Origin of the sequence: Mycobacterium sp. 48b (assembly GCF_048282725.1) — a bacterium.
Lineage (GTDB): Bacteria > Actinomycetota > Actinomycetes > Mycobacteriales > Mycobacteriaceae > Mycobacterium.
In genome coordinates, this window is sequence record NZ_JBLVUL010000001.1 from 3250222 (window position 1) to 3270454 (window position 20233).

A 20233-nucleotide genomic window follows, 5' to 3' on the forward strand; every position below is an offset into this window, starting at 1 on the left:
ACGTGTCCCCGCGATACCGTGGGTTGTGGTCGATGATCGAACCCAATTGCTGGTGGTGGCCCGCACGGCGTATCGCCGAAATGACTGGCGCACCAGCTACGAATCCTTCAGCCTCGTCGACGGGGTGCAGACCCTCGACACCGACGATCTTGCCGTGTACGCGGCGGCGGCGTGGCGTCAGGGACACGGTCGCGAATCCGTACGGATCAACGAACAGGTGCACACCCGGCTGCTGCGCACCGACCCGGTGCAGGCGGCGATGAAAGCTGCCGAACTCGGCTTGGCCTGGCTGGCCCGGGGTCACCTCGCGCTGGCCCGGAGCTGGGCGCTACGAGCTCAGGTACTGCTCGACGGCGTCCCCGAGACCGCCGCGCACGGTTACCTGGCATATCTGCTCGCGGTGACGGCGGCCGACGCCGGAGATCACGAGCAATTCGGTACTGCGACTCGACAATTGGCCGCACACGCGGAGAGCTTGGACGATGCCGCCCTGGTCACGCTGGCGCGGGCCCTCGCCGGGACGGCCGCCGTCGCCGCCGGTGATGGCGCCGGGTACCGGGCTCTCGATCAGGTGCTGCTGCCGGTGCTCGACGAACCGGTGCCCGTGGAATGGGCGGCCGACGTGTACCGGCGGGCATTGACGCTGGCGCATCGACAGGGAGCCGGTGACCGGGTGGCGGCCTGGGCGCAGTCCATGCAGCGGTGGTGCGATGCCACCGAACCCGAGTCGACCCAGTCGGCGTACCGCGCCGTCTCCGATGTGCACCGGCTCTCCGCGGTCACCGACACCGACCCGCGCGATCTGGTGAGGCAGGTGGTCGGTCTGCGTCGTCTGGTCGCCGACGTGGATGCGGTGGCGGCGGGCCTGGTCGAGGAACTGCTTTCCCGGAGTGTGGGGCGCGCCCGATAGATTTTGTGGGTGATGAGCGCAGGCACGAAAAACGGCCGTTGCTGATGGATGCCGATGTTCTCGACGTCATCGATACCTGGCCGGTCGACTCGGCTGCGGCGGCGGTGGTCGGTCCATCCGGGTTGCTGGCCAGCCGCGGTGACACGAGCAAGCCCTTCACGTTGGCCTCGGTGACCAAACCGCTCGTGGCGCGCGCCGCGCAGATCGCGATCGAAGAGGGCGCCGTCGAACTCGACACCCCGGCCGGCCCGCCCGGCTCGACGATCCGTCACCTGCTGGCGCACGCGTCGGGGGTGGCCATGCGCTCGGCCGAGGTGCTCGCGCAGCCGGGGCAGCGCCGGATCTACTCCAATTACGGATTCGAACTGCTCGCCCGCGCGGTCGAGGGTGCCGCCGACATCGAGTTCGGCAGCTATCTGACCGAGGCGGTGTTCGAGCCGCTGCAGATGTCGGGTTCAGCGCTCTTGGGTGGGGCGGAGGCGGCCGGGTTCGGCGGCGTGTCGACCGTTGCGGATCTGGCGGCGTTCGCCGGAGAGTTGTTGCGACCGGCGCTGGTGTCGCAGCAACTGCACGACCAGGCGGTGACGGTGCAGTTCCCGGGGTTGGACGGGGTGTTGCCGGGGTTCGGTGTGCAGCGACCCAACGACTGGGGGCTGGGCTTCGAGCTTCGGGACGACAAGTCCCCGCATTGGACGGGCTCGGCAAACTCCGCGCGCACGTTCGGGCATTTCGGTCAATCGGGAACGTTTTTGTGGGTCGATCCGGCCGCTGACCTGGCCTTGGTGGTGCTCACCGATCGTGACTTCGGGGACTGGACCTACCCGCTGTGGCCCGCGATATCTGATGGAGTGCTGAGAGAAAACGGGACAGACTAGCGCAACACTGGCCACACAGGGCACAATAGACACGCGCGGCACACACAACTGCATGCTCGATCGGAATACCAGGTCGTTGGGGAAGACGTCCCTCGTATCCGAAGGAGTAGCAGATGCGTGCGTCGAACCAGTTCGCCGACGCGGCGACGGGCGTGGTGTATGTCCATGCCTCACCCGCGGCGGTTTGCCCGCATGTTGAGTGGGCGTTGTCGTCGACCCTGTCGGCGCGGGCGAACCTGAAGTGGACCCCGCAACCGGCCATGCCCGGCCAGTTGCGCGCGGTGACCAACTGGGTTGGACCCGTCGGCACCGGGGCGCAGTTGGCCAATGCCCTGCGCTCCTGGTCGGTGCTGCGCTTCGAGGTGACCGAGGACCCCAGTGCCGGAGTGGACGGACACCGCTGGTGCCATACCCCGCACCTCGGTCTGTGGAGCGGTGCGATGAGTGCCAACGGCGATGTGATGGTCGGCGAGATGCGGCTGCGATCCCTGATGGCCGGTGGGGCTGACATGCTGGCCGCCGAACTCGACACTGTGCTGGGTACCGCATGGGACGAGTCTCTCGAGCCCTACCGCAACGGCGGTGACGGCGCCGAGGTGTCTTGGCTGAACAGGGGCGTGGGGTAGTACGTCAGCTACGAGCCCAGAGGCAGTAGCCGCTGAGCTTCGTCGTGAACATGTGGTCGCTGACCTCGTAGGTCAGCGACCGGCCCTGCTCGGCGCTGAACGTCTGCGGCTCCGACGTCTTGCCGGCGCCCAGGACGTCGACAACCTCGACGCTGCACCGTGCCTCCGCTGTCTGCGGGGTAGCCGTCCAGGTGCCCGCCGCCGCTTCCGGGTTCCGCCGGCCCTGGCCGTGCAGGATCAGTTCGGGCCCGGTGGTCAACCAGCGGTCAGACGACGGATAGGCACCGCTGAACGTCTGCCACCGGCGGTCATCGCACTGCAGCAGGCGGCGGTCGTTGCCGAGTTGCGCCGGATCGGCCGCAGTCAGCGCCCCGGCAAGACTCTCGGTGCATGACGAGTCAGGTTGAGGAGCCGTGGTTTCGGATGGTCCTTGTGGCACCGGTTCGGGATCGGCCTGTGCGCAGGCACTCGTGGTGAGTGCGGCTGCCACGGTAAGGGCCGCCGCAGTCGATGCAAGAGTGCGGTGCATGGAACTACACCGAGATCGTCTTCATCGTGGACAGGTCGGTCTGCATCAACCGGACGTTGTAGGCACCCCAGTAGGACAGGTTGTAGTACAGGTATTGCGAGTTGTCCTCCACGACGTTGCCGTTGGCGTCGACCTTGTTGAAGTAGTCGGTGCCCGACATCGGGTGGATCATGGGCGCGTACATGCCGGTGTTGGTCGTCAGGTTGTTGTTCACCAGAGTCGTCGTATCCGACCATTCACCCTGCGGTGATTCCGACACCCGCATCACGACGTTGTTGCCGCCGTCGGTGTAGAGCACGACGTACTTGCCCAGATACTCGTTGTACTGCACCGACATTTCGCTGACATTGCCGTTGGTGGGCAGTCCGCCCACCCAGATGCCGTTCGCGATCTTGGTGAACAACCCGAACGTGAAGAAGTCCGCAACCTTGTAGAGCGTCGGCAGGAAATCGGTGCTGCTGGAGCCGAACACCGGAACAGCCGCCGACGGATCACCGGTCACCCACTGGCCGGCGCCGCTGGAATCCTCGCCCGACCAGTACTCGTAGGCATCCAGGTTGGTGATCTGATCCTTTTCCACGCGGGCCACGTATGCCGAACCCTGCCTGCCCGAAGGCGTTCCGTACACGTAGACGTACGGGTCGGTCGGGTCGTCGGACATGACCAGCGCGTTCTGCTGGAAATGCTCATCGCCGGGGACATAGGCCGGGCCGGCGCGGAACCAGCCCGACGAGCGCACGGTGTCGCGGTCGACGGTCCAGGTCTTGCCGCCGTCGTCGGAGAAGGCGATCGCGGAGTAGTTGGTGGTCCAACTGCCCGGGTTGTCCCAGGTGCGGATCGACATCACGGTGGCGTACTGCCGGTAACCGCCCTCGGCGTCAGGGTTTTCGATCGCGATCGCCGAGGTCGGGATCATCGTGTAGGTCTGGCCGAACAGTCCGTTGAGGCCGCCCGGGTCGTAGATGATCTGCGTGGCGCCGGCCGGGGCGCCCCCGGTGCCGTACCACTGATGCTCCCCGTTGGGGTCGCCGGGATACTGTGCCCCGGCGTTGATCACCGCACCGTTGAACTGCAGACCGTCGGACAGATCGGTGTCGATGGTGCGGAACAGCACGTTGTTGCGCCAGTCGCCGGCCATGCCGGGCTCGCTGTAGGTGTCGCCGAACAGCGTGTAGATGACCGGTTTTCCGGTCACCGGATCGGTGTAGCCGCTGTTCCACATGATGCCCAGGTCCGTGCCCGCGACGTACCAGTGGTCGGTGACGCCGACTCCGGTCACCCAGTCGAGCGGTGTGGTGGCGCTCGCCAGGGAGGACGGGACCTGAGGCTTGGGCGTCAGGTCGTCCGTCTGCACCGCGGCGTTGGGGGCGGCGGCAGCCATCGGCTGGATCTCGCCCTCGGCCACCACCGAGGCGGCATCGTTGGCCGAGATGATGCGCGAACTCAGCGGATTGATCGCACGCTCGAATTCCCTACGCGTCCAGGCCATCATGGCCCACAGCGCGGGGGACTGGGCGGGAGCGACCGGGCTGGTGCCCGCGCCGAACGGCGACAGGCCGGCGACCCCCAGCAAGGCGGAGACCACCGGCGGTGCGGTGATCTTGGGCGCGGCAGGCTCGGGCCTCGACAGCGCAGCCACGGGGACGACGGAGCTTTCCTTCGCGACAGCGGGGACGTCGAAGGGGGCGACCTCCGCGCGCAGCGTCGAGATTGCGTCGTGGCTGCGCTGGTCGATGTCCTCCGCGGCATCCCGCATCCGGACGACCACGGTGTTGGGCCGCTGGGCGCGCCGCAGATCAGGCGCGGTGGTCGCGGCTTCGGGGACGATCCGGGCGCTGTCGGTCTTGTCTGCGACGGCGGTCTTGCTGCCGGTATCGGCGGTGTTGGTCAGTGCGCCCTGAATCTTGCTCCGGGCCTTGGTGGTCCGTTTCGGCAGCGGGGTACGGGCGGAATCCAGCCGGCCCTGCGTCTGTTTGATCGCGTCGCCGACGTCATCGAGTCCGGACTCCACGTCCTTGCGGATCCGCTCGCCGATCTTCGACAGCGTGCCGGACGGAGTTGTGGCCGGCTTCTTGATCTTCGAGGGTTTGCCCGAACTGCTCTTCGGATCTGAACTCGACGTGGAGCCGCTGGGGCTTCCCGCGGTGGATTTGCCAGGATCTCCGGACCCGCCTTCGGCCCAGGCGATTCCGGTCCCGGAGGACAAGGCCGTGCCGATGCCGAGAGCAACGGCCAGTGCGCCGACGCGGCCGATGTATTTGGTCGATTCCATGACGCTCCGTACCAGTCCACTCACTCACAACCCCGGCCCAGACGAAAACGTACCGTGCGCTGTTCACGCTGTTGGGCAAACACGCCGAATCGCCGGGGCAGGCCTGGGAGTGCGTGGCTTCGCGTCACCTGATCCGGTAGTGCGCGGGGTCTGGCTCGGACAGCATCCGGGTGAGGGTGGCCCGGTCGAACGGCCACAGGTCGATGGTTCCGGCGTCGGTGAAGTACCACGAATTGCACCCGGTGTTCCACACCGTCGGGCCGAGTGCGTCGGCGACCGCTGCGTTGAATTCGTCGGTGGCCTTTTCGCTGACCTCTACCTCCGAGAGTTCCGCGTTTTCAAATCGTTTGAGCCAGGCGACGATGTAGCGGGCGGTGAGCTCGGCGGAGTACTGGAGCGGGATCGATCCGGTCGGCGAGTTCGGGCCCAGCACGGTGAACAGGTTCGGGAAGCCCGGGATCGCCGTCATGCGGTACGCCCGCGGGCCTTTGACCCACGCATCGTCGAGCGTGATGCCGTCCCGGCCCACGATGTTCATGGGACGCATGTAGTTGTGCGCCTGAAATCCGGTGGCCAGCACCACGACGTCCACATCGTGGTGCGCGCCGTCGGCGGTGCGGATGCCGCCCGCGGTGAACTCCTGGATGGGATCGTCGATCAGGGAGGCGTTGGGGCGCTTGATGGCGCGGTAGTACGAGCCCGAGACCACCTGTCGTTTGCACAGCGGCTCGTAGTCCGGGGTCAGCTTCGCGCGGAGCGCACGGTCGCGGACCTGGGCGGCCAGGCTCCACCTGGCGTAGGACTGCACCAACTTGCGCCGCCACGACGGCGTGGTGACCACGTCGGCGAGGATTCCCGCCCCCCAGTGCAGCCGGCGGAACAGAAAGTCGTGCCATCCCGGCCTGCGGTGCAGCACCTTGGCCAGTGCCGACGACTGCCGCAGCGACATCGGTGCCCACAGGATCCACTGCGGTGATCTCGCGAAGTGGGTCAGACTGCGGGCTTTCGGTTGCAGGGCCGAAACCACCTGGACACCAGTGGATCCGGTTCCGATCACGGCGATGCGCTTGCCGTCGGTCACCACGTCCGGATCCCATCGCGCCGTGTGCACGATCGGTCCGCCGAAGGTATCCATACCCGGGATTTCGGGTATCGACGGATGATGCAACACGCCGGTGGCGCAGATGACGAAATCGGCTGTCAGCGTGTCGCCGTCGCGGGTGGTGAGTGTCCACGACGTGGTGGAGCTGTCGTAGCGCGCCTCGACGACCTCCGTGTCGCACCGCAGATGGGCGTCGAGTCCGAATCGTTCCATCACGTCGCGGTGATAGCGCTGGATGTCCGCACCGTTGGCCCAGATGTGGCTCCAGTCCGGCTTCGGTGCGAACGAGAACTGGTAGATCTGCGACGGTACGTCACAGGTGAGGCCGGGGTAGCGGTTCCAGTGCCACACCCCGCCGACATCCGAACCCTTCTCCAGGATCGTGAAATTCGTGAATCCGGCTTGCTTGAGCGTGTACGCGGTGGCAATACCGGCCATACCCGCGCCGATGATGACGATGCGGACCTCGCGACTCATCGGGCCTCCTCGCTGACGGCCAGTGCACGCCGGACCGTGTCGGGTGCGGTGCGCATCGATGCCTCGAATGCCGACTGTCGTCTGTTGCGGCGCATGAAATGCGAACCGAGCCCGGCCAGATCAGATGCGTCGGGCCGGATGACGACGACGTGGGTTCCGCGCGCCCGCACCGCCGCCACTTCGCGGTCCAGACCGGCCGACATCGGCCGGCGCAGTAGGCCGTGCTCAAGTCTTCCGCCGAGTCCCGGTGCGCGCGTTCCTGGTTCGGAGGCCATGGGGGTGATCACGTAGACGGTCTCGGCTTCCTCGGCGGCGATCAGATCGACGGACGCGGTCGAAGCGGCGCCGCCGTCGACGAAGCGTCTGCCGCCGATCGTGACCGGTGGCATCCAGCCCGGGACCGCCCAGGAGGCGCGGAGCGCTTCGCCTGCGGTGGCTTTCGGCGCGCCGGGTGCCCCGAACGCGACACGCTCGCCGCGCTCGTAGTCGAAGGCGACCATCCGCACACCGCGGTGTGCCACCCATCCCGAGCCGTCCGAGAACCCGTCGGCCAGCCGCTGCAGCCAGTCCGCGTTGCCGCGCCCCACCGGAGCGATTCCGGTGGCGGCGGCGAGACCTCGTTGGCTGCCGAGCAGCCGCGGGTTGAGCAGGCGGGGCGCAGGAATCGGCGGCATGCTGGGCGGCGTGTCCGCGATGTGCCTGCGCAGACGCTGATCGGTGGAGTTGCCGCGGTGCATGGCGACGAGATCGTCCACCGTGGCACCGCCGCCCAGCATCGTGATGAGCTCGGCTCCTGCCGACGTGCCTTGCAGCACAGCGGTGTCGCGGGCATCCCACCCGGTCTGCTCGGCCAGGGCGTGCAGGGCCGCGACCGTCCACGCACCGCCGATGGTGCCACCGCAGCCGATCACCAGTGCCGTCGTCATCGCGTCACCTCGGAACCGGGCTGTGCGGCATGGGCTTTCGACTGCCGGTCGAGGCGCTGCAGGTACGTCGAGCGACCGTGCTCGTCGAGGGCGGTCAGGGCGCGGCGGTCATCGATCCTGGTCCGCACTGCGCTCTGAAGCGCTTCTGGGACCAGGGCCTCGACAAGCGCCCACCCCGGAGCGACCCAACCGGGCACCGAGGTTCGGGCAGCGTGAGTGCGGACGGTCTTGAGGATCGCCCGCGCGACATCGTCGGGATCGACGGTGGGAAGGCCGTTTCCGAGCTGCACACCTGAGGCCAGTTCGGTGCGAACTGCGGACGGCAGCACGGCGGACACGGAGACCCCGGTGTCCGCGTACTCACGACGGGCCGCCAGCGAGGCGCCCAGTGCGGCGAACTTGCTGGCGTTGTAGGTCACCATGCCCGGGATCGGGATCATGCCTGCCATCGACGCCACGTTGACGACGTGACCGCGACCGCGGGCCACCATGGACGGGATCACGGCACGCATGCCGTTGAGGACGCCGCGCACGTTGACGTCGAGAATCAGGTCGGTGGTGGCTTCGGACTCGGCATCGAACGCGCCGAGTGGCATGACCCCGGCGTTGTTGACCAGGATGTCGACTCCGCCTGATTCACCGGCGGCCTCGGCGACGAAGCGCTCCCACGACGACCGTTGCGTGACATCGAGGTATGCCGCCCGGCAGCGGGGCAGGCCGGCCGCGGTTGTCGCGGCCACGTCGGCATCGACATCACCGATCCATACCGTGGCGCCGCGGGCGGAGAAGAGCTCTGCCGTCTTGGCTCCGATGCCACGCGCCCCGCCGGTGACGATGACCACCGCCCCGTCCACCGTCGCCTGCCGCTGTGAAAACCGCACGTCATGCCTCCCCTGGAGTCGTTTCACGCATTTCGCATACTGACGGTATCTGAATACTTTGAGTTAAATCAATACCCAAAGTCTGCTGGCAACTATCATCAGCGAATGCCGCGGCTGACCAGGGCTCAACGCCAGGAACAGACGCGAGCCGAACTTCTGGAGGCCGCCAAACAGCGCTTCCTTAGCCACGGGTATGCCGCCACCAGCCTGGAAGACATCGCCGACGACGCGGGCTTCTCGAAGGGTGCCGTGTACTCCAACTTCGGCAGCAAGCCCAACCTGTGTCGCGATGTCCTCGAGCTGATCCACCGGGAGAAGTTCGCGGAGATGGCCGAACTCGCAATATCCGACGCCGAGCTGGACGCCCGGGTGGAGGCGTTGAGTGCCTGGCTGGAGCGCACCGCCGGCGACGTCGGCTGGACCATGCTCGAACTCGAATTCGCGGTGCTCTCGCGAAACAATCCCGAGCTCGCCCAGATGATCACGGCGTTGCGCAACGAGGCCGCGCAGATGGTCATCGACGTCCTGCAGTCGATGTCGGCCGAACTCGGCCTCACGGAAGCTCAAATGGCGAACAGCGACGTCGCGGCAAGCCTGGCCGATCTCGGCAATCTACTGCTCAGCGCCGGTATCGGCCTGGGCATCCAGCGGGCCATCGACCCGTCGGTGCCGGCGCGACCGTTCACCGATGCGTTCGGTCATCTGGTGAAACTGCTTGCCGCCCTGGGATCGCCGAAGCAACCAGCCGACTGAAACCGCAGTCGCTGTCATACGAGGACCGAAGGAGTTGGGATGGCTTTACCGGCCGCCGCGCTGGCGACACGACGCCCCAGTCGCAGATCCCGCGCATGCTACGGCATCGCCCGCCGAACACTGCTCGTCCAGGTACGTAGATCTGTTGCCTACCAAGGGGATCGAGCTGTCGAGGATCGCCTCGCCACGATCGGCCGCCGCATCAACGCGCTCGCGCGGCTGCAACGGCTCCGCCCACGGCGCGGGCTGCGGATCAGCCGCATCACGCTCGGTCATGTCACGGTCGAGACCATCCGCACAGCTGAATCGGCTCACCGCCCGCTCTCTGACGGCGCCATCCTCTACCTGCACGGCGGAGGGTTCTTTCTCGGCGGCTTCGACACCCACCTGCACGTCGTGGTCGCACTTGCCCGTCGGACCCAGCTTCCGGTGGTACACGTCGAGTACCGACAGCACCCCGATGTAACCGTCGACGAGTCCGTCGCGGACTGCCTTCGCGCCTACCGCTGGCTGTTGGATCAGGGTGCGGACCCGGCCAACACAGTCGTGGCGGGTGACTCGGCAGGTGGATTCCTGGCATTCGCAACCGTTCTCGCTGCTCAGGAGCAGGGGACCGGTACACCGGCCGGCGTCATCGGTGTCAGCCCGCTGCTCGAACTCGACGGGGAACGCCGCTCCGGCCATCTCAACTACGCCGAGGACCGGATGGGGATCGGGCTTGCCCTGCCGATGATCGTCGAATGCGTCGGGCCCAAGAACGCCGACGTGCATGCCCTGTCACCGGTCAACGGGGTGCTCGCCGATTTTCCGCCGAGCCTGATCATCGCGGCGGAATCGGAGGCACTGCGGTGTGATGCCGAACGCATGCACGAGGTGCTGACCGACGCGGGACGGTCGTGCACTCTCAGGTTGTGGCCCGGTCAGCTCCATGCCTTCCCGGCGTTCCTGCCGTTCCTTCCCGAGAGCCGGGAGGCCCGCGACTGCATGGTCGAGTTCATTCAGGACTGCTTGGGCACCAGCAAGCGCAGCGCACCCGCTACCGCGGACACCGTGACCGGCAACGGCAGTGCGAAATCCCCGTCAGCGTAAGCATTGATCCCCGGGCATTCCACGTGGACCGACCTGGCGCGCTTGGTGGTCACCTCGTCGAGGTCGACATGGGTGCCCTTGAAAACGGTGGGGAACAGGCGGATCAGCCTGGTGCGCGATGCCGAGGTGATCATCGTGACGTCGAGCAGTCCGTCCGAGTGGTCGGCGCCGGGACAGATCAACATGCCGCCGCCGTAGCTGCGGGTGTTGCCGAATGCCGCCAGGGTGAGGTCGGTGCGGATCTCCGGCCCGTCGTCGAACGTGAGCCGGAACGGCAGCAGTCGTAGCTTCGAGATCTCCGCGAGCATCGCTACGTTGTAGCGCATCCGGCCGTGCGGCCAGCGCATCCGGTTGGTCCGGTCGCTGACCAGGGAATCGAACCCGGCGGCCATCACGGTGCCGAACCACTTGACCGCGCCTGCGGCATCCTCGATGCGGCCGAGGTCGACGGTCTCGGTATTGCCATCGGCGATGACATCGGCTGCGGCCTCGGGATCGCCCGTCGGCAAACGGTATTCGCGGGCGTGGTCGTTGCCCGTCCCGGCCGGGACGATGCCAAGCGGAACATCACCGGTGGCCAGTGCCTGCAGGGCCAGCGAGAATCACCCCGTCGCCGCCGACCACCACAAGGGCGTCGGTGCCGCGGTCGAGCGCCTCGTCGACCAGGCGTCGGGCGTGCGCTGCGTCGGTCCCGACGATCGCGCACACGTCGATGCCGCGCCGCTGCAGCTGCGCGACCGCCCGCTCGGCCGCATGGGGCGCATTGCCGTGTCCCGACATCGGATTGGTCAGGACCGTGACCTGATTCACGGAATCAGCTTGCCGGGGTTGAGGATTCCGGACGGATCCAGCGTGGCTTTCACGGCGCGCAACACCTCGACGCCGAGGTCGCCGATCTCGTCACGCATCCAGGGGCGATGGTCTGCGCCGACCGCGTGGTGATGGGTGATGGTGCCGCCGCTGCGCACCATCGCGTCGGATGCCGCGGTCTTGGCGGCTTGCCACTGCTCGATCGGGTTACCGCGCTGAGCGGCGACGACCGTGAAGTAGAGCGAGGCGCCGGTGGGGTACACATGCGAAATGTGGCACATCACCAGGGCCGGTGTGCCGGATTCGGCGAGTGAGGTGGTCAGCGCCTCGGTGACGGCGGCCTTCAGCGTCGCCAGGTTGGACCACGTGGTGGCGGTCTCCAGGGTTTCGCACAGCGCACCGGCCGCCAGCAGCGAATCACGCAGATACGGTGCGTTGAACCGGCCGTGCTCCCAGGCGCGGGCCGGTGCGTCACCCAGCGAGGTCGCGCCATGGGCCTGCAGGACGGCGCGGGTCTCCTCGTGGCGGCTCTCGGTGTGCGCGGGGGTCCCCTCGAACAGCGTGATCGCCAGACAGCCTCCCGTGATGCTCTGCTCGCCGATGCTTTCTGTGGTGGCCAGGTTCACCCCCGTCTCGGCCTCGTCGGACAGCCGGATCACCGTCGGGCCCGTGCCGGTCTGGGTTACGGCCCGCAGCGCCTCGGCCCCGGTGGCGAAATCAGGGAAGGACCAGGCCTCGTAGCGGGTGGTCTCGGGCACCGGATGCACTCGAACCCGGACGCGGGTGATGACACCGAACACTCCTTCCGAGCCGAGGAGCAGTTGACGCAGATCCGGGCCGGCGGCCGAGGCGGGAGCCCGGCCGAGGTCCAGCGTGCCCGCCGGGGTGACGGCGCGCAGGCCGCGGACCATGTCGTCGAAGCGACCGTATCCGGCCGAATCCTGCCCTGAGGACCGGGTGGCGGCGAACCCGCCGATGGTTGCGAACTGGAAGCTCTGCGGAAAGTGGCCCAACGAGAAGCCCTGTGCGCCAAGCAATGCCTCGGCCTGCGGCCCGGTGACGCCGGCACCGAGTTCGGCCTCACCGGTGATCTCGTCGAGGGCGTGCAATGCGTCGAACCGGCGCAGGTCGAGCGCGACGACCGCGGCGAAATCGCCGCGCAGCGGATCGAGGCCGCCCACCACGCTCGTTCCGCCGCCGAACGGGACAACGGCGATCCGGTGCTCGGCGCACATGCGGAGCACCTCGGCTATTTCTTCCTCGGTGCCCGGTAGCAGCACCGCGTCGGGTGCATCCTGCACTCCGGAATCGTTGCGGCGCAGCAGATCCAATGTCGACTTTCCGCCGGCATGCAACAGTCGCGTCGTCGTGTCGGTACCGCAGTGCGGTGTGCCCACGATGGCAGCCAGGGCGTCGCGGTCTGCCTCGGACAGGGCCGACGGCCGCAACTGCACCTGGTCGGAAGTCGGCTCCGTTGCCGGTGCAGGGTCGACCCCCAGCGCCTGCTGCAGCAGGGACCGGATTCCGTCGGAGAGTGGCTTGGCCGCGCCGGGGTCGCCCCAGGCATTCCACTTCATCGGAGGCAGAGACTGTTCAGCCGGCTGAGTCATGCGTTACAGTATTACACATGATGTCAATCAGTAACGATCGATCGCTGAGCGACCAGATCTTGGCGGCCGCCGCCAGCTGCGTGCTGGCCTTCGGCGTGGAGCGGGTGACGCTGGCCGAGATCGCCCGGCGGGCCGGGGTCAGCCGCCCGACCGTGTACCGGCGTTTCCCCGACACCCAGTCGATCCTCGCCGCGCTGCTGACCGCCCGGGTCGTCGGTGTCCTCGACACGACCGAGGTCGGTGGTCCGGGTCGTGCGGCGCTGGTCGATCGCATCGTGACCGTGGCCGCACGGCTGCGCCATGACGAGGTGATCATGGCGGTCCTGCACTCCGCGCCGGAAGTGGCGATGGTCTACATCGCTGAGCGTCTGGGCACCAGCCAGCAGATCCTGATCGATGCGCTGGCCGGGGAGCTCAAGCTCGCGCAGGAGGCCGGCCTGGGAGACAACCGCGTCCGGGCCGGAGATCCCCGCCAGCTGGCCACCATGTGCCTGCTGATCACGCAGTCCGCGATCCAGTCCGCCCAGATGGTCGAGCCGATTCTCGACGCCGACGCGCTGGCCGTCGAACTGTCTCACGCATTGAACGGATACCTCGCCTCGTGACCGGACCCACCGCGCTCAATCGCGCCAGGCGCACGACCGAACTGGCTGCACTTGCCGACGGTGAACAGGTCGACGTGATCGTCGTCGGCGGCGGAATCACCGGTGCCGGCATCGCGCTGGACGCCGCGACCCGAGGACTCCGGGTGGCACTGGTGGAGAAGCACGACCTGGCCTTCGGTACCAGCCGGTGGAGTTCGAAACTGGTGCACGGCGGTCTGCGCTACCTGGCCACGGGCAACGTCGGGATCGCTCGCCGCAGTGCCATCGAGCGCGGAATCCTGATGACTCGCAACGCACCTCATCTCGTCAAGGCCATGCCGCAGCTGGTACCGCTGTTGCCGTCGATGGGACGTGCGTCGCGGGCGCTGGTGCGCACCGGGTTCGTGGCCGGCGACGGCCTGCGCAGGCTCGCGGGCACGAGCGCGTCGACGCTGCCGCGGTCGAGTCGGGTGGACGCACGTCGTGCGGTCGAGCTGGCCCCGACGGTGCGTACCGAGGGCCTCGACGGGGCCTACCTGGCCTACGACGGCCAGCTCATCGATGACGCCCGGCTGGTGGCTGCTGTCGCCCGCACTGCCGCGCAGCACGGGGCCCGCATTCTCACGAGAGTCTCCGCCGGCGGGGCGAGCGCCACCTCGGTGCGTCTGACCGACGAACTCACCGGGGATTCCTTCGACGCGACCGCGCGCGTTGTCATCAACGCCGCCGGCGTGTGGGCGGGCGATCTGGACCCGGCGATCACCCTGCGGCCCAGCCGCGGCACCCATCTGGTGTTCGACGCCGCCGCGTTCGGCAATCCCACCGCGGCGCTGACCATTCCGATACCGGGGGAGTTGAACCGGTTCGTCTTCGCGATGCCCGAACAGCTCGGCCGGATCTACCTGGGATTGACCGATGAGGACGCCCCGGGGCCGATTCCCGATGTGCCACAACCGACTCCGGGTGAGATCGCGTTCCTGCTGGACACTGTCAACACCGCCCTGGCCACCGACCTGACCACCTCGGATGTGCGCGGTGCCTATGCCGGGTTGCGGCCGTTGATCGACACCGGTGAAGGCAACACGGCCGATGTATCCCGTGAACACGCGGTGGTGGAGTCGGCGAGCGGGGTGATCAGCATCATCGGAGGGAAGCTCACCGAATACCGGTACATGGCCCAGGACGTCCTGGGCCGGGCACTGACGCTGCGCGGGCTGTCCGCCGCGGGGTGCCGCACGGCCAATCTGCCGCTCGTCGGCGCCCCGGCCAATCCGGTGTCCACGTTGCGGTCTGAGCACGAACTGCCGTCCTCGCTGGTCGCCCGATACGGGTCCGAGGCACCCAATGTGATCGCCCGGGCCCGGTGTGCCCGCCCCACCGACCCGGTGGCCGAGGGACTCGACGTCATCCGTGCCGAGTTCGAGTACGCCGTCACCCACGAAGGCGCGTTATCTGCCGAGGACGTGCTGGACCGGCGCACCCGCATCGGGCTGGTGAGCGGCGACCGGGACCTCGCGGCGGCGGCGGCCGACGAGATGATCGCCGAATTCGGAGAAGTCGAGTAGCCGACTACGCATGGTGTGGCCGGTCGCCGCGAGCAGACTGACCCTTGAGGCGCAAATGGGTGCGGCGAGGGAGCTCGATGATGGCGAAGCGACTGGTGGTGTGCTGCGACGGCACGTGGAACACACCCGATCAGATGACGGACGGCAAACCGGCGCCGACCAACGTCGCCAAGGTGGCGATGGCGCTGGCTGCTCACGACGCCGAGGGGCGAGAGCAGCGGCTGTACTACCACCGGGGTGTGGGCACCACCCGGTCGGACCGTCTGCTCGGCGGAGCCTTCGGTGCCGGCCTGTTCCGGGATGTCTGCGAGACCTATCGATTCGTCGTGCAGAACTACGAAGAGGGCGACGAGCTGTTCTTCTTCGGCTTCAGCCGCGGCGCATACACCGCACGCAGCACGGCGGGCCTCATCCGCAACTCGGGTGTGCTGCATCGCGATAATTCCGATCAGATCGAACAGGCGTACGCGCTGTACCGAGCGGGAAACCAGAACACCAATCCGCGCAGCGTTGCGGCGGCACTGTTCCGGAAGATGTACTCCTGTGAACCCGACATCCGGTTCATCGGCGTCTGGGACACCGTGGGCGCCCTGGGGATCCCGTCAGTCGGAGGGTGGCTGGCCCGTCAGTTCAACAAGCGGTACGAGTTTCACGACACCACTCTGAGTTCGAGGGTCGGCGAGGCCTACCAGGCACTCGCGATCGATGAACGCCGCGGGCCGTTCGTCCCGACCATCTGGTCCCAGTCGGACATGGCTCCGGCCGAGCAACGTCTGGAACAGGTGTGGTTCGCCGGAGCGCACTCCGATGTGGGCGGCGGCAACGGCAACCGTGGGCTCAGCGACATCGCGTTGTGCTGGATGCTGGAGAAGGCCCGTGGTGCGGGCTTGACGTTCGTCGACTCGGCCTTCCAGCCCGGTGTGTTCCCTGGTGACGCGACGACGCTCGACGACATTGTCGATGCGTACACCCGCATCGACCCGAATCCTGCTCAGGCAGCGGAGAATTCGCGTAAAGGTATCTACCGCTTCCTGCCTCCCCATTCGCGCGAGGGCGGAAAGGGCGGCAACGAGTACATCGCCTCGACGGTCTGCAGGCAAGAGCGATCACGTGGTTGGTGGAAAGCGCCTGTGCCCGACAACGATCCGGAGGGCCGCGTGGTGCAGATCTCAGTGGGCAGCGACCTGACCCGGGTCGGTTGACGCCCGTGCACGCCGGGGGATTGGAGGTCCTCGAAAAGGGGGCGACCACCGATGTGCATCCGGCGCCGTTGGTGTTCGTCCACGGCGTCCAACATGGCGCCTGGTGCTGGGACGACCATTTCCTCGGCTACTTCGCCGATCACGGTTACCGCGCCGTCGCGCTCAGTCTGCGCGGGCACGGGGCGTCGAACTCGTGCCGGGTCGGTGAGTGTTCGATCGCCGATTTCGTCGAGGATGTCCGGACGGTCTGCGATCAACTGCCCACCGTGCCCGTGGTGGTCGGGCATTCGATGGGTGGCTATGTGGTGCAGCGGTATCTGTCATCGCATCCGGCGGCCGCGGCAGTTCTGCTGGCCGCCGTTCCACCGAGCGGGTATGCCGAGGCGCTCCGGCGCGCTGATGTCATCCGGACAGCCATGAAGGCGGCACATCCACAGCAGCGGCTCGAAATGGCGCAATACCTGCGCGCGTTGTACTTTCACCCCGACACCTCCGTTTCGGTTGTCGACGCGTGCCTGAGCCGCCTTTCGTACGAGCCGCCGGTGCGGGCGATGGCGGACATGACGCAGCCCCTCGGGCCCAGTCGTCACCGGCCCGGTCTGCCCGTCCTGGTGATGGGAGCGGCCGACGACCCCTGCATCACCCGATCAGACCTGCGTGCGACGGCGGCCGCGTATCGCGCCACCGCGCAGGTGATCTCGTCCATGGGTCATGACATGATGCTGGAGCCAGGGTGGCGGGACGTGGCCGAACGCATGCATGTCTGGCTCGGCGACCACTGCCTTTGACTACGGCTGCGCCAGCAGCGCATCGCGCACCGCTGAACCGGTGTGGCGCTGCCACATTGCCTGCGCGCCCACCAGCAGTGGCGGTTCGAGTTCGGTGATCACCACCCGCCCGTCCATGACCGGGCCGGGGGAGAGGTGACAAACGCGACGGCGCCGGTCGTGAGAGGGGCGGCGACCGTCGCCGCGCCCTGCACCCGGCTGACGACGTAGTCGGGCTCGAAACCGGCACGCCGGCACGCGCCCATCAGGAAGTCGCTGTAGTACGACCCGCCCGGGGGCGCCCACAACGCGATGCGTTCCCCGGCGAGTTCATGAATATCCACAGTGGGTGAATCCGCCAGCCGGTGTTCACGGGGCACGGCCAGCCGGACCCGGTCGTAACCCAAGATGGCCGTGGACAATTCGTTGGTGGGGACGACCCCGCGGCGCAGGCCCAGATGCACCGTGCCGTCGAGCACCGCGGCGGTGAGCTGATCAGGGTAGAGCTGACGGAAGGTGAAAGAGGTCTCCGGAAACGCGATGATGGCCGGTTCGAGGCGGGCATAGGCTTCGCTGCCGCTGAGGGCCGGGGTGTGGCCGACGACAAAGACCTCGGCAGCGCCTCCGGCGGTTTGCGCCACCCGGTCGGCCACCGTATGGGCTGCTGCCAGCAGTGTCCGGCCCTCGGTGAGAAGCAGTTCGCCGGCGGGGGTGAGCGTGAGGCGACGGCCCTCGCGTCGGAACAGCCTGGCATCGAGTTCTTTTTCGAGTTGCTGCATCGAGCTGCTGAGAGCCTGTTGGCTAACATGCAGTGCAGTCGCCGCAGCGGTGATACTGCCGGCCTCGCCGATTGCGATGAAGTGACGTAAACGCCGCAGATCAGGAATGTTCGCCGACACGTACCTAATCTATCTACAAGTATTGCTTGTGAAAACATCAGATTTTTGCGTTATTCATATGTGGATAGCGTGGCTACGCTGCGACCTATGAGCAAACTGGAAGGTAAATCAGCAATTGTTGCTGCCGGAGCCAAGAATCTCGGCGGCCTGATCAGCACGACGTTGGCTTCGCGGGGTGTCAACGTCGCCGTTCACTACAACAGCGCTGCCACCGAGGCGGACGCCGACAAAACGGTTGCGGCGGTACAGGACGCGGGCGTCAAGGCCGTCAAGGTACAGGGTGACCTGACGGTGCCGGCGAACGTCGAACGGCTCTTCGACACGGCCACCGATGCGTTCGGCAGCGTCGACATCGCGATCAACACGGTTGGCAAGGTATTGCGCAAGCCGTTCGTGGGAACCACCGAGGCCGAGTACGACTCCATGTTCGACATCAATGCCAAGGCGGCCTACTTCTTCCTGCAGCAGGCGGGCAAGCGGCTCAACGACAACGGCTCGGTGGTCACCATCGTGACCGCGCTGCTGGCCGCCTACACCGACGGATACTCGACCTACGCGGGCTCCAAGAGCCCCGTCGAACACTTCACCCGGGCCGCCTCCAAGGAATTCGGCGTCCGCGGCATCAACGTCAACAACGTGGCACCCGGTCCGATGGACACGCCGTTCTTCTACCCGCAGGAGACGCCCGAGCGGGTCGAGTTCCACAAGTCGCAGGCGATGGGCAACCGGCTGACCGAGATCACCGACATCGCCCCGCTGGTGGTGTTCCTCACCGGCGAGGGGCACTGGGTCAACGGGCAGACCATCTTCGCCAACGGCGGCTACACCACCCGCTGAAACGCCGAATGGCCAGTTATTGCACGGCTTTTCGCCTGTCGTGTGCAATAACTGGCCATTAGCGCCAGCTGGAGAGTTACAGCGGGATGTTCTTGTGGCGGCCGCGCCGGTGCGGGGCCTCGGCCAGCGCCTGCGTCAGCTTGCTGCGGGTGTGCGCCGGATCGATCTTCTCGTCGACCACGCCGATCTCGATGGCGGAATCCACACCGCCGGCGATGCGCTCGTGCTCGATGGCCAGCTCTTCGTGCAGCGCCTCACGCTCGTGATCCGGAGCGGCGGCCAGCTTGCGCTTGTGCAGGATGCCCACAGCAGCCTTGGCTCCCATGACGGCGACCTCGGCGTCCGGCCAGGCGAACACCTTGGTGGCGTTGAGCGACCGCGAGTTCATCGCGATGTAGGCGCCGCCGTAGATCTTGCGGGTCACCAGGGTGACGCGGGGGACCGAGGACTCACCGAAGGCGTGCAGCAGCTTGGCGCCGCGGCGCACCACACCGCCCCACTCCTGGTCCACGCCGGGCAGGTAGCCCGGGACGTCGACGACGACCACCAGCGGAATGCCGAACGCGTCGCACAGCCGCACGAAACGTGCCGACTTCTCGGCACTTTCGGAGTTCAGGCAACCGCCCAGGCGCAGCGGGTTGTTGGCGATCACGCCGACCGACCGGCCCGCCAGCCGACCGAGACCGACGACGATCGACGGGGCCCACTTGCCCTGGAACTCCTCGAACGGCACACCCTCGTCGAGCAGCGCCTCGATGATCGGGTGCACGTCGTAGGCGCGGCGGGCCGACTCGGGCATCAGCGCGGCAAGGTCGGTGTCCCCGGCCTCGGCCTTGGTGCGATCGAAATGACCCTGCTGGCTGAACAATCCGACCAGGCGACGGCCGCGCTCGTAGGCATCGAGCTCGTCGTCGGCGACGATGTGGCACACGCCGGACTTCTTGTGGTGGGCGTCGGGGCCGCCGAGCGACACCATGTCGACGTCCTCACCGGTGACGCTGCGCACCACGTCCGGGCCGGTGACGAACACCTTGCTGTCCGGGGCCATGATGATGACGTCGGTCAGGGCGGGCCCGTAAGCCGCACCGCCGGCGGCGAATCCGACGACCACCGAGATCTGCGGGATGTAGCCCGACGCCCGGATCATCGCCTCGAAGACCAGGCCGACCGCGTGCAGCGCCTTGACGCCCTCGGCCAGCCGGGCACCGCCCGAGTGCCAGATGCCGACGATCGGGCTCTGCTCCTCGATCGCGGTGTCGTAGGCGTTGACGATGTGGGCACAGCCCTCGATGCCCATGGCGCCGCCCATGACGGTGCCGTCGGTGCAGAACGCGACCGTACGAACGCCGTTGACGGTGCCTGCCGCGGCCAGCACGCCGGAGCGGTCCCGCTCGTGCAGCAGCTCGACGCTGCCGTCGTCGAAGAAGGTCTGCAGGCGCAACAGCGGATCGCGGGGATCGAGCGATTCAGCAGCGGCTTCGGGGGCCATGATCGTCATAAAGGTCTCCTTTGATGGAAA

General features: G+C 67.3%; 17 protein-coding genes and 2 pseudogenes. 10 read left to right on the forward strand and 9 right to left on the reverse strand.

The genetic code is table 11. The annotated features are described in order from the left end of the window. Positions 1-25: 25 nt before the first annotated feature. From ACNQR1_RS15760 to ACNQR1_RS15770, 3 genes are all read left to right on the forward strand, one after another. Positions 26-910, forward strand: a complete 885-nt coding sequence (locus tag ACNQR1_RS15760; protein ID WP_418047135.1) for a chemotaxis protein CheY — start codon at positions 26-28, stop codon at positions 908-910. 44 nt (positions 911-954) lie between these two features. Beyond that, positions 955-1785, forward strand: a complete 831-nt coding sequence (locus ACNQR1_RS15765) for a serine hydrolase domain-containing protein (protein ID WP_418047136.1) — start codon at positions 955-957, stop codon at positions 1783-1785. 113 nt (positions 1786-1898) lie between these two features. Beyond that, complete coding sequence (locus tag ACNQR1_RS15770) at positions 1899-2411, forward strand: DUF3145 domain-containing protein (protein ID WP_064931052.1); 513 nt, start codon at positions 1899-1901, stop codon at positions 2409-2411. A 4-nt stretch (positions 2412-2415) separates the two neighbouring features. On the opposite strand, the gene ACNQR1_RS15775 is transcribed toward ACNQR1_RS15770, so the two are convergent. The 5 genes from ACNQR1_RS15775 to ACNQR1_RS15795 form a co-directional block, all read right to left on the reverse strand. Beyond that, positions 2416-2940 (reverse strand): hypothetical protein, encoded by a 525-nt coding sequence (locus ACNQR1_RS15775; protein ID WP_418047137.1) that lies wholly within the window; start codon positions 2938-2940, stop codon positions 2416-2418. A gap of 4 nt (positions 2941-2944) precedes the next feature. Next, positions 2945-5212 carry a DUF4185 domain-containing protein gene (locus ACNQR1_RS15780; RefSeq protein ID WP_418047138.1) on the reverse strand — a complete coding sequence of 756 codons (2268 nt, stop codon included), beginning with the start codon at positions 5210-5212 and terminating at the stop codon, positions 2945-2947. 124 nt (positions 5213-5336) lie between these two features. Then, on the reverse strand, positions 5337-6791 hold the full coding sequence (locus ACNQR1_RS15785; RefSeq protein ID WP_418047139.1) for a flavin-containing monooxygenase: 1455 nt from the start codon (positions 6789-6791) through the stop codon (positions 5337-5339). Further along, a complete protein-coding gene (locus ACNQR1_RS15790; RefSeq protein WP_418047140.1) occupies positions 6788-7717 on the reverse strand; it encodes a patatin-like phospholipase family protein in 930 nt (309 codons plus the stop codon). Before ACNQR1_RS15790 ends, ACNQR1_RS15785 begins: the two co-directional genes overlap by 4 nt. Next, positions 7714-8598, reverse strand: a complete 885-nt coding sequence (locus ACNQR1_RS15795; RefSeq protein WP_418047141.1) for an SDR family oxidoreductase — start codon at positions 8596-8598, stop codon at positions 7714-7716. Before ACNQR1_RS15795 ends, ACNQR1_RS15790 begins: the two co-directional genes overlap by 4 nt. Before the next feature lie 105 nt (positions 8599-8703). On the opposite strand from ACNQR1_RS15795, the gene ACNQR1_RS15800 reads away from it, so the two are divergent. Then, positions 8704-9351, forward strand: a complete 648-nt coding sequence (locus ACNQR1_RS15800) for a TetR/AcrR family transcriptional regulator (RefSeq protein WP_418047142.1) — start codon at positions 8704-8706, stop codon at positions 9349-9351. Positions 9352-9390: 39 nt separating this feature from the next. Further along, on the forward strand, positions 9391-10440 hold the full coding sequence (locus ACNQR1_RS15805; protein WP_418047143.1) for an alpha/beta hydrolase: 1050 nt from the start codon (positions 9391-9393) through the stop codon (positions 10438-10440). Here ACNQR1_RS15805 and ACNQR1_RS15810 read toward each other — a convergent pair. After that, positions 10350-11220 (reverse strand): annotated as a pseudogene (locus tag ACNQR1_RS15810) (diacylglycerol kinase). The gene ACNQR1_RS15805 and the pseudogene ACNQR1_RS15810 overlap by 91 nt on opposite strands. A gap of 26 nt (positions 11221-11246) precedes the next feature. Further along, a complete protein-coding gene (locus ACNQR1_RS15815; protein ID WP_418050380.1) occupies positions 11247-12827 on the reverse strand; it encodes an FAD-binding oxidoreductase in 1581 nt (526 codons plus the stop codon). 50 nt (positions 12828-12877) lie between these two features. On the opposite strand from ACNQR1_RS15815, the gene ACNQR1_RS15820 reads away from it, so the two are divergent. The 4 genes from ACNQR1_RS15820 (at position 12878) to ACNQR1_RS15835 (ending at position 16999) form a co-directional block, all read left to right on the forward strand. Further along, positions 12878-13465: a TetR/AcrR family transcriptional regulator gene (locus ACNQR1_RS15820; RefSeq protein ID WP_418047144.1), complete on the forward strand. Its 588-nt coding sequence runs from the start codon at positions 12878-12880 to the stop codon at positions 13463-13465. Further along, positions 13462-15009 carry a glycerol-3-phosphate dehydrogenase/oxidase gene (locus ACNQR1_RS15825; protein ID WP_418047145.1) on the forward strand — a complete coding sequence of 516 codons (1548 nt, stop codon included), beginning with the start codon at positions 13462-13464 and terminating at the stop codon, positions 15007-15009. The genes ACNQR1_RS15820 and ACNQR1_RS15825 overlap by 4 nt, the downstream gene beginning before the upstream one ends. 80 nt (positions 15010-15089) lie before the next feature. Next, complete coding sequence (locus ACNQR1_RS15830; RefSeq protein ID WP_418047146.1) at positions 15090-16211, forward strand: DUF2235 domain-containing protein; 1122 nt, start codon at positions 15090-15092, stop codon at positions 16209-16211. A gap of 5 nt (positions 16212-16216) precedes the next feature. Continuing rightward, complete coding sequence (locus ACNQR1_RS15835; protein WP_418050381.1) at positions 16217-16999, forward strand: alpha/beta hydrolase; 783 nt, start codon at positions 16217-16219, stop codon at positions 16997-16999. Here the strand turns inward: ACNQR1_RS15835 and ACNQR1_RS15840 are convergent. Next, positions 17000-17877 (reverse strand): annotated as a pseudogene (locus ACNQR1_RS15840) (LysR family transcriptional regulator). Positions 17878-17964: 87 nt separating this feature from the next. On the opposite strand from ACNQR1_RS15840, the gene ACNQR1_RS15845 reads away from it, so the two are divergent. Beyond that, positions 17965-18714: an SDR family oxidoreductase gene (locus ACNQR1_RS15845; RefSeq protein WP_418047147.1), complete on the forward strand. Its 750-nt coding sequence runs from the start codon at positions 17965-17967 to the stop codon at positions 18712-18714. A gap of 76 nt (positions 18715-18790) precedes the next feature. Here the strand turns inward: ACNQR1_RS15845 and ACNQR1_RS15850 are convergent, their stop codons facing one another. Further along, entirely contained in the window at positions 18791-20212 is a 1422-nt protein-coding gene (locus ACNQR1_RS15850) for an acyl-CoA carboxylase subunit beta (RefSeq protein ID WP_418047148.1), read from the reverse strand. Positions 20213-20233 lie beyond the last annotated feature (21 nt).